Origin of the sequence: Microbispora sp. NBC_01389 (genome assembly GCF_045040095.1) — a bacterium.
Lineage (GTDB): Bacteria > Actinomycetota > Actinomycetes > Streptosporangiales > Streptosporangiaceae > Microbispora.
The window spans coordinates 3,468,110-3,483,648 of sequence record NZ_CP109552.1 but is presented as its reverse complement, the minus strand read 5'-3'; the positions used below and the strand labels follow the sequence as shown (position 1 = coordinate 3,483,648).

At 62.5% G+C, this 15,539-nt stretch carries 9 protein-coding genes; 2 read left to right on the top strand and 7 right to left on the bottom strand.

What is annotated here, in order from left to right; genetic code table 11:
- Window positions 1-80: 80 nt before the first annotated feature.
- Window positions 81-1,448 carry a hypothetical protein gene (locus OG344_RS15830; protein WP_405088869.1) on the top strand — a complete coding sequence of 456 codons (1,368 nt, stop codon included), beginning with the start codon at window positions 81-83 and terminating at the stop codon, window positions 1,446-1,448.
- 127 nt (window positions 1,449-1,575) lie between these two features.
- On the opposite strand, the gene OG344_RS15825 is transcribed toward OG344_RS15830, so the two are convergent.
- From OG344_RS15825 to OG344_RS15815, 3 genes are all read right to left on the bottom strand, one after another.
- Entirely contained in the window at window positions 1,576-1,830 is a 255-nt protein-coding gene (locus OG344_RS15825; RefSeq protein WP_405088868.1) for a hypothetical protein, read from the bottom strand.
- A gap of 91 nt (window positions 1,831-1,921) precedes the next feature.
- Window positions 1,922-3,025: a methyltransferase domain-containing protein gene (locus OG344_RS15820; protein ID WP_405088867.1), complete on the bottom strand. Its 1,104-nt coding sequence runs from the start codon at window positions 3,023-3,025 to the stop codon at window positions 1,922-1,924.
- Between the two features lie 374 nt (window positions 3,026-3,399).
- The gene (locus tag OG344_RS15815; RefSeq protein WP_405088866.1) at window positions 3,400-3,552 is read right to left on the bottom strand and encodes a hypothetical protein; all 153 of its coding nucleotides are present in this window, start codon (window positions 3,550-3,552) and stop codon (window positions 3,400-3,402) included.
- Window positions 3,553-3,837: 285 nt separating this feature from the next.
- On the opposite strand from OG344_RS15815, the gene OG344_RS15810 reads away from it, so the two are divergent.
- A complete protein-coding gene (locus tag OG344_RS15810) occupies window positions 3,838-4,038 on the top strand; it encodes a hypothetical protein (RefSeq protein ID WP_405088865.1) in 201 nt (66 codons plus the stop codon).
- 85 nt (window positions 4,039-4,123) lie between these two features.
- Here the strand turns inward: OG344_RS15810 and drmB are convergent, their stop codons facing one another.
- The 4 genes from drmB to OG344_RS15790 are packed head-to-tail and all read right to left on the bottom strand — an operon-like array spanning window position 4,124 to window position 15,526.
- Window positions 4,124-5,863, bottom strand: a complete 1,740-nt coding sequence (gene drmB, locus OG344_RS15805) for a DrmB family protein (protein ID WP_405088864.1) — start codon at window positions 5,861-5,863, stop codon at window positions 4,124-4,126.
- Window positions 5,860-9,018 carry a helicase-related protein gene (locus OG344_RS15800; protein ID WP_405088863.1) on the bottom strand — a complete coding sequence of 1,053 codons (3,159 nt, stop codon included), beginning with the start codon at window positions 9,016-9,018 and terminating at the stop codon, window positions 5,860-5,862. The genes drmB and OG344_RS15800 overlap by 4 nt, the downstream gene beginning before the upstream one ends.
- Complete coding sequence (locus OG344_RS15795; protein WP_405088862.1) at window positions 9,015-10,817, bottom strand: UvrD-helicase domain-containing protein; 1,803 nt, start codon at window positions 10,815-10,817, stop codon at window positions 9,015-9,017. Before OG344_RS15795 ends, OG344_RS15800 begins: the two co-directional genes overlap by 4 nt.
- Window positions 10,814-15,526 carry a DEAD/DEAH box helicase gene (locus OG344_RS15790; protein WP_405088861.1) on the bottom strand — a complete coding sequence of 1,571 codons (4,713 nt, stop codon included), beginning with the start codon at window positions 15,524-15,526 and terminating at the stop codon, window positions 10,814-10,816. The genes OG344_RS15795 and OG344_RS15790 overlap by 4 nt, the downstream gene beginning before the upstream one ends.
- Between the last annotated feature and the right edge of the window lie 13 nt (window positions 15,527-15,539).

The window sequence follows — 15,539 nt, the reverse complement described above, 5'->3', positions numbered from 1 at the left end:
GCCTCTTGACCTATCGACCCTGATACGCCTGACACTGGCTGTACCGGGTCGGAGCGAGCAGAACGGGGGCGCAGGGGGACATGGCCGTATCCGCAGAAGACGACCTGCTCCAGCGCGTACTTGACCTCTTCGGCTGCCACGACCACGCCTCGTTCCTGCGGCGCCTGTCGGGATGGCACGAATCCCTCGGCTTCGGGAGTATGGCGACCAGACCGGAGAAGGTCAGTCGATGGAAGCGGGGGGTACGTCCCGACCGCTACGCCGAGACGGCTATGGCTGCCATGCTCGGGGTGTCGACCGAGCAGGTCCGTACCATGGGCTGGCCGAACTGGCTGAACGTGGCCCTAAACGCCGACCAGGTGTTACTGACCGCCCCGTGGACCCCGGCTGGTGCACTCGCAGCGCTGGACCACTTAGGAGGGTCGGAAAGCATGGACCGACGAGCAGCACTTTTCACCGGCGGCGCTCTGGCCGTCACTACTCTCGCCAGTTGGGTCACAGCCTCGCCGGCTACGGCTGTACTTGTCTCCGGCCGGCCACGCGTTACCGACCGCAGCGCGGTACTGATCGAGGCTCGCCTTGCGGCCCTGCGGCAGCTCGATGATGAAATCGGGTCCGCTGAAACGTACGCGCTAGCCCGTGCGGAGCGCAGCTCGATCATCGCGGTGCTGCGTACCCGTTCCTATAGTGAGGCCGTTGCCCGCCGGTTGTTTTCCGCCGCCGCCGAAGCATCCCGGATCTGCGGCTGGTGTGCTTTTGACTCAGGGGACACGGCAGCGGCGGAGCGTCATTACTTGGGAGCCGCGCGGGCCGCCGCGAGCGCCCAGGACCCGGTCGTGGCGGCCAACCTGTTCGCTTTCTGGGCCATGGCCCGCTATAGCGAGGGCGACATCTTCGGCGCCCTGGACTACGTCAATGAAGCTCTGAGGAACGCGCGACGCACCGGATCCCCCCGAGTGATCGCCATGGTCCACGCCCGCGCCGCCCGCGCCTACGCCAAGTCCGGTGATCTGCGCGCCAGCCGTCATGCCGAGGAAGCCGCATTCGCCGCCTACCACCGCGCGGGCCACCCGGACGATGAACCGGCCTGCGTGTATTGGGTCTGCCCGGCAGAACTGCATAGCTGGGCCGCGAGTAACGCCTCCGATCTGGGCGACCCCCGCCGGGCGCTGGCCCACTACGCCGCCGCCGTCAGCCCCCACGAGGGCGAGGCGTACGACGACGACGCCTATCCCCGATCGCGTGCACTACGGCTGAGTCGCGAAGCCCACGCCCATCTCTCGCTCCGCGACGTGGACGCGGCGGTGCACACGGCCGACCGGGCGGTGCAGGCCATGGGTGGCGTGAATTCCGCGCGAAGCACGACTACCCTCACCAAATTGCGGACCAAGCTCCAGGCCCACCAGCAGCTCCCGGCGGTCCGCGAATTCCTCGACCGCACCGTCTGAGCTGAGGGGTGGCCCCCTGGAAGGCCCCGTGTCCGTTGACACTCCAAGCGTGCGCTACGCCTGCCTTCCGGCGCGTCCGCTACGACGTCCAGCGCGAGTCAATGCGCACGCACCCGCTTCCGGTGCGTCAGGCCCGCCTGAAGGTGAGTAGCGGGACGTCGAACAGGCTCGGTTGCCGGGAGCGGGTCAGGGTGGGAGCCATGATCTCGACGACGAGCTCGGCGATGAACTGCACCTGAGTGGCGGGCACATGGCTGGTCCGTCCGTCGGCGGAGTCGGCTTTCAAGCCGGCCGAGACGTGGACGTGCGGTGCCAGGCAGTCTCCCCCATGGTCGATGGCGAAGACGAGCTCGCGGCCGCGGCTGTAATGGGTGGCGCGCATGCGTTTTCCCTGCTCATGAGGGATGTCAGCGGCTTTCGGCGAAGGCGGCAGGGGTCGTCACTCATGCCGCGGCACCCAGCTCCGGAGGCGCCTATCCGATCACATTCGCCGGGGAGTCGAGCCAGACGCGTTGACCCTCCGGCGTGACGGTCAGGCCGAACCGGTCACGGCCGGGGGAACCGGAGGAGACCCACCGCAGGAACGCGGCCTCCAGCTCGTCCCAGAGATCGCGCGGCCCCTTCTGGAGAACGGCCACGTCCTTGTACTCAGGCGAGTAGTGCGCCTGAGCATCGGAGTCGTCCGACCACAGCCAGAGGTGGAACTCGCCGTTGTCCTCGTCGGCGTGCCGGCCGTTCAGGTCGGGGATCATGCCCGCGACCGCCACATCGGCACCGACCGAGGAGCGTACGATCCGGCGGGGGTCCAGGTAGCTTGACGACTCCCGGTAGTCGCCCGCCGCCTCGGGTACGCCGCGACGTTGCGACCGCAGCATCATGAAGGAACAGCCCCGGTAGAACCTCCCCACGGCCGTGCCGTCCCCGGTCATGGTCAGCCTGGTCAGGTGACCGGCCTCCCACCGAGGCATCCAGGGGAAAATGATCAGGCCCGCCGGACGCGTCTGCTCGACCCATGCATGGGGCACCTCATCGACGCCGCAGGTGACGTGGACGCGATCATAGGGTTTGCCATCCGGCCACCCGGCACTCCCGTCTCCCAGGACGAGTCGGGGGAGATGCCCGGCGTTCTTGAGGCTCTCGGCCGCTGCGGCAAGGACGGCCTGATCTATTTCGACACTGGTGACGTTGCCGTCGCCGAGGCGATGGGCCAGCAGGCCCGCCGTCCATCCGGTTCCGGTGCCGATCTCCAGGACCTCGTCACCGTCGTAGGGATCGAGCAGGTTCAGGCCCGCCGCGACTATGCTGGGCATGGAGCATGACGAGGTGTAGTCCCCGCTTCCCGCGCCCAGGTCGGTCGTCCCGTCGTCAAGCTGGGTGACGATCGCCGTGTTCGAGTAGACAGCGTCCATCCACCCGTCCGGGTCGGCGATCCGGTCGACCAGGTACCCCGGCTTGTCGTCGGGGGAGCACCACGCCCGGTCAGGGATGAAGAGGTGACGCGGCACCGCCCGCATGGCGTCCGCCCATCGCGAGTCGAGGTCCTGGAGTTGTGCGATCAGATGCGCGTTATCCGTCACGTCACTTGCCCTGGGGCTTCTCGTGCTGACCGCCCCCTGGGTTGGGGCGGTCCCCGTCCGGGGTCGGCTTCTCGGGTGTGAAGGGCTTGCTCGACGGCTTCTGCCCCTCATGCTTCGGCATGCGGTGAACTCCTTCGTTCAGGGGAACCACGTCGTCTTCCTGTCCGGAGCGCTCGGCCGGCAGGCGGCGTACGTACATCTGGATGCGGTCGCGGTCCTCAGGGAAGACGCTCTCCCACTCGTCGTCGAGTTCGAACCACTTCGGCGGCTCGCCGGTCTGCCCCAGCCAGGCCGAGCGTCGTCGAACTCCAGCACAGCGAGGCGAGAATCGGCCAGCGCCGCGTCCAAGGCCACTTGTCCGGGCACGCCGTGAGTCACCGGCCACACTCCATGGTGCGCGCGAGTTGAGGAGCGCCGATTCCGTGAGCGAGCACGCGCGCCGCTTCCTTGAAGCGGTTGCAGAACACCGCCCAGTTGTCCCAGTGGCGCTCCTGGATGAGAAGTCGGAACAACGTCGGACGGAGCATCGCGTCAGTCCTCCTGAGGTGAGACCAGACAAGATCATGAGAGCATCTAGTGCCGAGCGACGCGTACGGTAACAGCCCGCTCACTCTTGGTGCCCCAGGTCAGGATGCCCCCTGCCTGCTGCCGCCAGCAACATGGTTCAGCAAACTGCTCGACCAGGGTTGCAACCCCTGCGGCGACTCGCCATGCCACGCCGGAAGCGGTGCCGGCATGTTTTGGGCGATAGGAACTACGCGCGAGCCCGGTCTGCCCTCACTCATGAACACTGCCGCGAGCTGCTCGGCACCATGCGACAGGCCATCGCGGTCACCGGCATCCGCCGCGCCCGCTACCGCGGCATCGACAAGGTCCACCTCGAACACGTCTTCTCAGCGGTCGCCCTCAACCTCATCCTCCTGGACGCCTGGTGGAACGGACATCCGCTCGACCGAGGTCACACCAGCCACCTCGCCCGCCTTGAACTGGCCGACCTCGGCCTAGCCTCGTGAGAACGAGTTAGCCAGCAAGGTCGGCGGCTGCCCCAAAGCGTCAACCGGATCGCCGCCCCACTTGGAGTACTTGGCCTACCTCTCTCTATGCTCCGGCGAAGAATCCCAGAGTGGGATTGCCTTGCGTCCCGACCAAAAGGGCACGATCAAGAAGGACGTTGAACTCCTCACAACTGGTCTCGGGAAGCAGTACGCACGAATGACAGGCGGCACGATTCAAATTATCGGTGCCGCTACTGTCCGACTCGATGCACAGGGGATCCGACGAGCACCACGAAATCCTGTCGAGTGCATTATGGATGGAGGCTGCAAGCCTACCCGATTCCACTTGCGCCACAATTCCACCGAGACTACCGGCCGAGTCGCTAGTGGCCGTGTAGACAAGGAATCCCGACATCTCATCCGATACATATAGACGTTCACGCAAGGAGGCGGCCGGGTAGCCAGAGTCGAGACTCCACTCGTTGATGATCGAATGAGCAAGGGTGTGGATCATAACCAGGCGAGGCGTTATCTCGCGATCGGACGGTAGACCAAAGCGAATGAAGCGCTCTTGGTACGCTGCGTCCATCGGTGCGACACGTGCGAGAACATCGGGACGCTTTTCCCATTCTGCGAGTCGAGCACCATCTAGGCGTAGGAAGACTCCTTCACCGATGACCTCGATCGCCGGCAACCAGTCGGGACGGCTCTCCGCTGAGTAGAGCGACGCCCGTTGACGCGGATTCGCGGAGCTGGGCGCAGCCAAGCGACTGAATCCTCGGAGCACCCGGACCTCCCGCAGCCGCTTGACCCGCATGACCTGATCGACGGCCAACTCCGCACCGAGCGACTCATCGTGCCATGGTACACAGACAAAGTCCTGCTTCTCGGGCTTCTCCTCAGTGGTCCTGTTGAGCGCCTGATACTCCTCTAACTTCAACGCCTCCTCGGAGGTATCCGTGTGACCTGCCTCGTCCTGGCGACGCCTCTCTACGGCCTGAATGATCTGCTCAACGCTGTACATACGGTTCGCCAGTTCGAGCTCTTCGATGCGATCGCGAAGGTCAGCAGCCTTCCTAAGCGAATTCCAATGACGTGCGACAAGCTTCTGAACGCCTTCTGACCACGGCGGAATGGAAAGAGCGGATCGGACGTCGGAGAACCAGACCCCTGACGCACCTCGCTGCATTGCTCGCGGCAGCTCCTGGCATTCTTCCCGCGGAAGGTCACCAAGCCATGGGCGCCTACCTGTGCATGAACTGATCCCACTCAAAGCACCCTTGCTAAGGGCACCTTCCATCGTAACTGGGCGTACGCCACAGGCGCATGAAATCTCGATATCCCCGAGCGATGCGCTGCGTCCCGACGCTTTCAGTTTCAGCTCATGCTTGGAACCATCGCTACCGGACGAACCACCACCCTTATGCAGCCAGCGATAGTAGGGGAAGTCATCGATGTGACCGGCGGCGCAGCATACGACGAACCTGGATGGCACTAGCTCGCGATTGCATTTCTGACACTTTGCCGGACTGCGTGTAGCGCCGAAGAACCGAGCCTGGGCGAGCCGGTTACAGCTCGAACAGGACAGCATCTCTGGGAACCGGACGACCGGGATATCACCGTATCTTTCACTGTCGGACGCCGGAGGGAGGCGGAACCTCTTAACTCCAAGTTCCCTCTCAAGCCGTCGTTCATGGATGATCTGATCGTAGGGGCCGACCTCGGACCAGAGGTCGAGTCCGGCGACCATGAATGACTCGCTGCCGACCGCGATCAGGGAGCCGACCCCATAGGTAGTGATGAGTTGGGCGCGGCGTACTCCCCCAATGGGCTTCCCCTTCACCGTGCTCCCCTGTCCAGGTAGAGGGTGGACTCCACGTCCACATCCCGCAGACTCCAGAGAGTCTCGAAGGAATAAGCAAGTTGATCATCTGACTCGTCCCACCGGCCGGCATCCACGAGGAGCCCGGGTTGCCGGTAGGTGCCGTACTTGAGCTCCGGGTCTGCCTCTGCCGCCTCTCGCCACTGGACAATGATCTCGTCGATTTGGTTGGCGGTCATGTCACGCTCAGCCTGTCCGGCAATCCTCTCGACTCGGGCCAAGATCTGATCGCAGTACTTCCGCAGGTCTTGCTCGAACTCGGCGATGAGCGCGGCCCCTTCCTTGGGGCGCGCCATGGGAATCAGTAGGCGCGCCAGGCCGACGACGACGGCGTGCAGACCACGGTCGCGGGCGCGGGCGGAGAACGGCGTCACGCTTGTTGCTTCAACCTGGCGATACAGGGCTGAGTGGTAGGCGGTGAAGTTCTCGTAGTGCGAGCGGTCCCTGGATCTTGCTGCGTTGAACAGGGTGACCACCAGGCCTGGCCATTTTCGTCCGACACGGCTGGTGGCCTGAATGTACTCGGAAGTGGACTGAGGCTGACCCATCATGACCATCAACCCGAGCCGATCGACGTCGACTCCCACGGAGATCATGTTCGTGGCGAGGATCACACCGAGAGCATCAGGCAGGGGCGTGGCCATGTCCTGGAGATGGCCTGGTATAGCGCTTGACGGCTCCCGACTGGTCAGCTCGATGTCACGGCCGATGTCACGTCGCCTCTGAGGTGACCCCTCACTCAATAGATCAAGGCGGTCATTGACGTCGTCCTGAACCTGAAGCTTGGCGCCACCGAGGACCCGCAGGCTGTTGAAGTACCCGAGGAGCGTCCAATACGCATCTCGAACCGCGCCGTCTCCTTCTATCGCCTGGGCATGGTGAAGAAGCGCGGCATAGGCCCGTACCATCAAACTGGCTTGGCTGGTTGCCGGCGCCATGAGGCCCACGTACAGCCTGCTCGCCTTACGGGACGGCGCCGTCTCGACCGAGAAGTAGGAGTCACGAGCGTCGAGTCCAGGCGGTGGAAACTGCTCAACCTGTCGGTCGAACAGCGCGCGTCCCTGGTGCACCGCACGGCGGATGGTGGCCGTTGACGCCACCACCTTCGGGCGACGACCGATGAGGTCGACTGCCGTCTCGTAGAGGCCTGCCAGAGTGCCCAAGGGACCGGAAATGAGGTGCAGCTCGTCTTGGATGATCAGTTCAGGAGGAGGCTCGGCACTGAAGTGGTTGAAGAGGTGCCCAATCTCCGGTTTCCAGGGCAGCCCGGCAAACTTGTCCGCTGTCGCGATGATCAGTGTGGGCCGCGCCGCGTAGATGACCTCGTCTACTACATGGATCGGAAGGCCGTCGGCAAAGTCACAACCCGGCGTACCACAGGCAATTACCAGACGGTCGTCCGAAACCTTGTAGTTGTAGTGATCGAGAGCAGTCCCACACCAGCTACAGGATCGAAGTTGGACAGGGTTCTCCTCCTGCACCACTTCGTTCTTCGCCAGCTTCCGCAGCGACCGTTTAGCTTCGTCCAGAGTATTTGGAGTGGACCCACGACCCACCCACATGCCGATGGATATTTCACTCCGCCCCAGACGGCCGGCTTGCTTGCGACGGAGCCACTCCATGCAACACATGAGGAGAGCCGCACGTTCGAACTGCTGAACCGTGAGCAGGCGGAGCGTATAGCGCATGAGAACGGTAACGCCACCACCGTCTCTCGGATCACGCAGTCGTCTCAGGAACGTCGAGAAAGCGATCAGGCCCAGGTAAGCCTCCGTCTTGCCACCACCTGTGGGAAACCACAGCACGTCGGCGATGTCACGATCGGCGGACTCCCGTTCAGCCAGACCACGCAGCGACAGGAGAATGAAGGCAATCTGAAAAGGCCGCCATACGCCTTCTTTATCGTCAGGAGACGTACTCTTCCGTACAGATGACCTCAGCCACTCCGTCCGAGATCGCTGCATGGCCATAGCCTGATTGGTAAGACGAAATGCTTCCATAGGGATCGAGTCTGCTGTGTCTGCGAGAAGTTCAATCCCCGCCTCCATGCGATCGCAAGCTGCGTTACACCTGTCCAAGTGCTCCCTAGCGGTCTTACGGAGGCTCTCGGTAGCGATGCTTTCAGCCTGAGCGGCCCTTAATCTAATCCACTCCCGATAGCCAGCCGTGAGCGCCTTTAGGGCGGAAACAACCTCGGCATCAGAAGACGTCGCCAGATGATGCATTCCAAGTCGGCGAACGTCGATGGTTGGGTTGGAGTCGGCAAGTCGAAGATCGTGTTCTGGAACGAAGGTCGTGCGTATCCAGCCGGTCGAAGTAACCGAAGTCATATCATTGATGGCAACTTCCGAAGGTTGCCATTCCACAGCGCAACCGTGGCCCGTAGCGAATGTCGGCGCATGCCTGTACAGGAGTCGGTAAGAGTTGAGTTCCTCGTCCGCATCGGTCGCCAGTCCGAGCGACGGGCGTTCTACGAAGGGAGCAGAACCGTCGGCCCCCCTGACTGTGATTCGAGGTTGAAAGAAGGCCATCGCATCTCGGTCAGCGGTTTTCGCCACCGATCGATTCTTGTTCAACAGCGCCAATGTGACGGCTGAAACCATGTTGGAATCCGCAGGCCTCACACGGACGAACAGTTCCAGATTGTCAGCAAGTGGTATCTGGTCTTGAGACGCGGCCGAGACTCTGATCCTCCGAGGCGCGATCGAAAGGGGCTCACGCCGCCAGGAACCCTCGGCGGCAGGACCGGTGCGTCCACGACGTTCTTCGAGAGTCGTCTCAGGCACATAACGTGCAGCTTCCACCTCGACGAGGATGCTGTCCGCTGCCCTGATGTCAACAGAAAAGGTCATTCCCATCGAGGAGGGATACCGAATGTTGGCCATAGTGATGGCCGGGTCGGGCGCCTCGCCCGGATGCTTGTTCTCTGGCTCCTCGTCCAGGGCGTTGACGTCGGCCACCACGTCCTGGGACTGAGGGAAGAGGATGCCGGCCGCGTACTTGGTGATCGGTGGGTCACTGATCGTCTCGCTTGAGGAACCGCTAGGTCCGATCAGGTCTCGTTCTAACCTGGAAACCAGTTCCTGCCGAAACGCATAGTGCTTGTCAAAGCTCACGCTTGCCCCCCAGTCCAGGCGAAACGCCCTAATCCTCCGATTCGTGGCCGAAGCCATACACCTGACCAACCAAGGCCCGCGTTGAGGGCAGCGGCCTCCCGCCCGATGACAGTCTCCACATCGTCCACCCGAAGGTCCTCGATGGATGGAGGCAGTCGGCGGCCCCGGCCGGGAACGAGCGTCTGGAGCGCTCTGGCGAAAGAAGCGGTGGTCACGCCAATGCGTTGGCCCTCATGCTCCACGATGTATCGGAGAGCCTCTTCAGAGGCGTGTTCAGGAGCCGCAACGAACCTGACCAGATCACCACTTCGCACCCTGGTGGCCAGATAGTTCTGGATCTCTCGGGGGTCTTCAACATAGCCAACCGTACCTGCGGGTTCCTCCGCATTCACGTCCTCTGGACGTATTTCTATCCCCAGATATCGCCCTGGCTTGAAGCCCAGTTCCGCCCACCGGCCGTCATTTTGCCGTTTGAGATAACCAGCTGAGAGTTTGCCGACCGGTTTTACATGCATCAGCAGGTCCCTGGGACGGGTCATCGCCACATACATCAGACGTGCACGCTCGGCCTGCTCGATAGGGTCGTCGTCCGGCGCGTCACCTGGATCAACGAGCACGACCTGATCGAACTCAAGGCCTTTGACCCGATGGATAGTCGAGACGACGAGTCGTTCTGGAGGCTGCTGAGGAAACTCCCCGCCAAGCAACTGCTTACGGACTGTCGTGAGGTCGAGCTTCTCCCCACGGCGATTCGGATCCATACGACGTAGGATCTGCCAGGCTTCTTCCGCGTCCATGCCGGCCTTGCCGACCACCGCCAGAACATCGTCCTTGGCCGGCTGCTTGGAGTCGAGTTCGCGGAAGATCGCGGCGACCCACGACGGGATTAGCTGCTCCTGGGCAGAGCGTTGGAGCCGATGGGCCACGCCAAGCTCGTGAAGCCGCCGTGAGACCAGGAGAACCTGGTCGTTTGACCGGCAAAGCACCGCGGTCGGCGCTACCACTCGCGACAGCACCTGTGCGGCCTGGTCCAGCGTACCGAGCGAATCGCCTTCCAGAAGCGCGGTCCGCAGCCCTCGTTGGATGGTTGCGAAGGGGACGTCAACCGCACCCAGCGCGTCGCCGAACGAGAGCGCTACCTCGGCCTCTGGCTCGCGGGCACGGAAGTTGCCGCGGAGAGAGATCTCCTCAAGCTCGGTTCCAAAGCTACTGCGCACATACTGATACAGCCGAGCCGCCCCGGCCAAGCGCTCCTGTGGATCGTCGAGTTGGAAGCCGTATATGCCTTGGGCTGGATCACCCAACAAGGTGAAGCCGTCAAGATCGGTCTCGAGAAGCGCCTGGACGAGCTGTGCTCGAACACCGACCAGATCCTGGACTTCGTCCACTACCAGGTGCCTGACTTCACCTATCTGCTCTGCTGCCTCCGGATCCTCCTTGATCAACCGAGTCGCCTCGCGGATGCGCTGATCGAAGCTCAGGCGTTGCCAAGGGCCGTCCGGCACGAGCTCCGACAAGAGCCAGGTCGCATAGGAGTCGAATGTTCGGACCTCAACTTGGGCGGCAGCACTGTCGAGCGCAACCAGCCTCTTCCTTATCTCACGGACCGCTGCTCGGGAGAAGCTCAGGACAAGAAGTTCTGATGGTTCCAGACCCTCCTCGTCAATGAGATACGTAAGACGATGGATGAGTGAAAAGGTTTTTCCGCTACCTGCAGGAGCCGTCACCAGGAGACGAGCATCAGCCGGCTCTTCGATCAGCCGCTGCTGGGCCTCCGTCCAGTGCGCAGAATCGATCATTGGGTCTTCCACAGGTATTCGAACTGGCGGAACGCCAACTCCTCGCCATACTGCGCGATGTTGTCAGCGACGTTGACGATCAGGCACTCATCCTTGCCCCCGTTCAGAGGCCCACGCAGCCCTCGTCCGATCATCTGCTGATACACATTGGGGCTGTAGGTGGGGCGGGCCACAATCACCGCTCGTGTCGCAGGCGCGTCGAAGCCTTGGGAGAGGACGTTGTAGTTGGTGAGGACTCGAATCCCCCGATTCTTGAACTGATCAATGACGTATCGCCGCTGGCCAAGATCGGTGTCGCCTGACACCGCGGCGGCAGTGACCCCCCTGCGGTTGAGAAGGGCCGCCATGGCCTGGGCATGGTTGACCGAAGTGGCAAAGAGCAGGATCTGCCAGTCATCCGGCAGGGCAAGAATCTTGTCGATCAAAATCCTGTTGCGGGCACTGTCGAGGCCCAGCCGCTCCTCCGCCGTTGGAGGGAGGCGGCGCAGCTGTTGCAGCGTGTCACGCTCGCGAGCAGTGAGGTCGAGCGTCGCGCCTGGTAGCTCCTCATGCCTGACGTGAGCCAGCACGCCGAGCTCCTGTAGCGTCCGGTACGGCTGAGGGCCCAGGATCTCAGTACCGTCCCGATTGTGATCGAGCCGGTTCCTTCCGTACCGAGCAACCAAACGTTCGGTTTCTACCGTGTTCGCTCCACGGAAGGGGGTCGCGCTCAAACCGATGAGTGGGCAGCGGGATCGGTGCGGAGTCAGCCCCAGAGCAGCCAGCACCTGCGTGTAGCGAGGGCTGATTGACGTGTGAGCCTCATCGACGATCACAGCCTGGGTCCCTCGTAACCATGCGTATTCATCGGTCTCGATGATCTTTTCTAGCTTGGCGTCGGTTGCGACAACGAGGTGATAGCCCTCCACAACGGGGTCAGCCTCGTTCGTGCTCCATAGCCTGCTGATGGTCAGCTGCTGTGACGGACCGGTATGGCGCCAGATGGACTGCCAGTTCTGCACGGCCTGCTCACACAACTCCTCCGTCTGAGCCACCCAGAGAACTGGAACCGAGATCGCCTCAGGGGGAAGTGTCCGCAGCCGTCGGATGAGAGCCTCGACGGCGACCCGTGTCTTACCCGCCCCTGTGGGGAGGCTGACCATTCCTCGTTGTGCCGGCCGACTCTGTAGCACCTCCAGGATTCGTCCGACCATGAGCTCTTGGTACTCGTGGAGGGGTGGGAAGTCCACCGGACCCTGGACAGTCAGCAAGGGCTCAAGCCCTGGCTGCCGGAACCCGGCGTACTCCGCAGGAAAGCCAAGGTCGGAGACAAACGCCTTGGCCTGATGGCTGCCAGCCATCTGGACTGGCACCGGGAAGCCCTTTTCCTCCAACTCCTGCCGGAACTCACGCAACACACCGGGGCCATGAACGGCCATCGCGAGTTCGGCAATTCCTCGATCGTCAATCGGCCCTTCCTCGGACTCGACAGCATCGATCAGGCCATACGGCAGTCGTTCACGGAGCACGTCACCACCGAGCATGGCCACCAGCTTGTCCCGTAGGTCCGACATTTGCCGGACCTTGACAATCTGCTGGTCCCGCTGGACGTCCTTGCGGTGCCGAAGCACCTCTCGGCAACGCTCCTCCGACAGCCCGAGTCTGAGTAGGTGGTTCAACTCCCTCAGTAGGGCGAGATCGTCCCCGCGGTCATGCCAGTAGATGGTGTCTTCACGCCGGCCGATGTCCACCGGTTCCGAGGACTGGCCGGACGGGGTACGGACGAGTTGATCCAACTCGTCGCACCGCACGAGGGCGAGACCTCGCAGCGGGCGTCCAGGCTCGAATTTGAGCTGAGGAAACACGTCTTCAAGGGGAGTTGGCTCGCCTGGTCGGGTCGCGCGCAACTCGGTGATGTAGACCTCATCAAAGGTCTTCATCCCCCACGCGTCCACAAGCACTGCGACATCGTCTGACTGCGGGACCAGGATCGCGGCCATACCACCGGCCTGCAGACGCCGGTACTGCACAGGATCCGCAGTGGCGACCACGTCTCCTGGAGGAGAGGACACCCACTGAGAGTCCTGCTGGCAGCGAATTTTGGGAGGCGCGCTCAATTGCGTCGCCGCAACCGCGTAGAGGCTGCCCAGCTCTATGTGATTCTCACTCGAAAGTGCGTCCTTCAGAAGGGAGAACCACAGAACCCCCTTGATGGCCTCCAAGGTGTTCGGCAGTCCGAGAGCACGGGCTAGACCTGGGTCCACATCGGCGACCGGTAGGACGCGAGCGTACTCCTCTAGGCCTGGGCCCACAGAGTCGACAACACGGCGGATACCCATTGAGGTGGCTAGCCTGCCGTTCTGTTCAATAGTCCAGATCAATGGTGATGGTATGGATAGTGGAGCTTCATTCGAGCGAGTCAGCGCGTAGACGGTCCAGGTCGTCACCAATCCTTCGGAAGGGAGCTGCTGGATGTAACGAGCACGCGCACCGGGCGTAAGGCCGTACAACAGACCCAGATGGCCGGCGGGATGGGGACCTGCGACTACGATCTTAGCTGCCTGAGGCCTACGGACATCTGGCGGCAAAGCCTTGTAGTACCGCTCAATCATGTTCGACCGGTAGTCGTCATACCACGAGGCAGAGGAGGGATCCACGCCGGCGCTCGGGCTGTCGGACATGCCGAGGAGGCGGAGCATCCTCATGTCATCGTGATGGAAGTCCTCATCAACCACGAAGTCGCCGTCGTCGGGACTTCCGGAAGGGATGACGGCGCCGGGAAGAAGGACCTGGCTCAGCCGCTTGTACGTTCCATAGCGGTTACGGACCTTGAGTTGTGTGCTCACGCCTTGGCTCGTCAGGTGTTCCACCGCCCGCTCCGCCCCGGTTTGCCGTGCGAGTAGCCAGAAGCGATCCCAGTCGGCGTTTCGGTAGGAGACAAAGCCTCCGGAGACGGCAGCAGCAAATCGGCCAAACGCGTCGGCTTCTCGAATGCCAAGAATGTCAAGGAACCGAGATGTCGCGGAGTCGTTCTCCAACTCGGGGTCGACGTACACAGTGACTTCACTGGACGGGTCCATGGACGTGCGCCTGAACACACGGTCCCCCTGTGGTGGAACCATTCGTCCACTTGCCGTCCTGAGAATGGCCGACTCGCGTGCCTGTTCCGCGTACGGATGCCCCTCTGCGACCATCTCCGCCACGATGGACAGTGCTACAGCAGAGGCAGCGGCGGTTCCGTCAGAGACCAGCGCCTCCAGCCACTCCTGGACGCTACTCACCCTGGCGCCTGCCGACTCAATCAACGAGTCGGCGCGGGCTCGGCGGGTCGCGGAGCTCTCAACGGTGGGATGGCACCAGTTGGTTGGACGACCAGGGTAGCCGGCCCATCTCTCGACCCAGATCTTCCAATGTCTGTCGTCTGCCGCTGTGCCCCGAGGGTGGATCTTGATCGCGCTCGGGCGCTGGAATCTGCCCAGTTGATCAGGCAGAGAGGGGTTTCGTGTGGCCTCTTCTTGGACGCAATTCGTAAGCATCGCATCCGCCCAGTTCCGCGTCTCTCGGCCACGTGCCGTCATGAGCGACAGAGGTCGTGCCGGGTCTTCCGGGGTAGAAAGCGCGGGAAGCGAGGCCACAACGAGGCGGGCGGCCTCTTTCATCAGAGCTTCATTGAAACGGTTTCCTTCAAGAAGATGTTGGCGATCCTCATTGGTTTTCCACGCGGCGTTCAAGACCCCGCGGAGGGTGGTCGCATAGGTCGTGGGGAAGAATGCCCAAAACTCTCCCAGTCGTTCCCGAGACCCGGAAGACGGAACCGCCCACGCTATGGGCACCTCGACGCGGTTACGATACTCACCGGCATCAGTCCAGGCTTCGTCAGGCGGCTGGAAACTGCTCTCGAAAACCGTCCACTCTTCGGATACGTACTCGCCATCACTCTCGCGAACCCTCAGCGACCGACGGTGGCCCTCGCCGCTCACGCTGATCTCTCTGAGCGTTGACGCCTGTCGGTTCTCCAGCACTACTCGTCCTGCATGCGGGGAGAAGACCGCAAAGACTGCAGGGAATTCTGCAAGATCCATGGAAAGACGAGTAGCGTAATCAGGCGTGGCCAGAGGGAGCTTGATCACCGTTGAGGCCCATGCCATCAGCTCATCAAGCGTCTTATCCGCGGTACGTTCTTTCTCAGCATCGAGAAGGTGAGCGATGCGGAGCACCGGGGTGGGACCCGTCCCAGGAACACGTTCTCGGATGCGTTGCGCAGACAGCTGGGCGGACCAACCGAAGGACCCGCTACGGCTGAAGAACTGGGGCTGATCGGAGACGCTCAATACAGATTTAAAGCCGAGGCCGAAGCGTCCGATCTCCGCACCCTTCTTACGCGACAGGTGCGAGGCCAGGATCGTTCCAACTCCGGATGGCGTGACCGGCCTACCGCGGTTGGCACAGTAAAGCGTGTCCGCTGTCAGGACAACGTGGATGAGACCGTTGGGCGTTTCCCGGAGCTCATCGGCGCCGTTCTGAATCAGCTCGTACAGCTGCCGGTGCCCGTAGCCGCCCTCCTTCACGGAGCGCTCGATGTTCGCGTGCTCCTCGATCAGAGCAGAGTTTTCCTTGTACGACCGGAGGCAGGCTTCTGACTGTTGGAGAACGACCTGCGAGACAGGGCTGTCCGCGCCGGCCCAGTCGGAGGAGCCGGCCGCGAACTTGTCCTCGTCTGGATCGACCACTGAGACTCGCTCT

What these genes read in the sequence shown, in the direction of transcription:
- OG344_RS15815 (WP_405088866.1), bottom strand. Translation starts at nt 3,552, where the DNA reads ATGCTCCGTCCGACGTTGTTCCGACTTCTCATCCAGGAGCGCCACTGG.
- OG344_RS15830 (WP_405088869.1), top strand. Translation starts at nt 81, where the DNA reads ATGGCCGTATCCGCAGAAGACGACCTGCTCCAGCGCGTACTTGACCTC.
- OG344_RS15810 (WP_405088865.1), top strand. Translation starts at nt 3,838, where the DNA reads ATGCGACAGGCCATCGCGGTCACCGGCATCCGCCGCGCCCGCTACCGC.
- OG344_RS15825 (WP_405088868.1), bottom strand. Translation starts at nt 1,830, where the DNA reads ATGCGCGCCACCCATTACAGCCGCGGCCGCGAGCTCGTCTTCGCCATC.
- OG344_RS15795 (WP_405088862.1), bottom strand. Translation starts at nt 10,817, where the DNA reads ATGATCGATTCTGCGCACTGGACGGAGGCCCAGCAGCGGCTGATCGAA.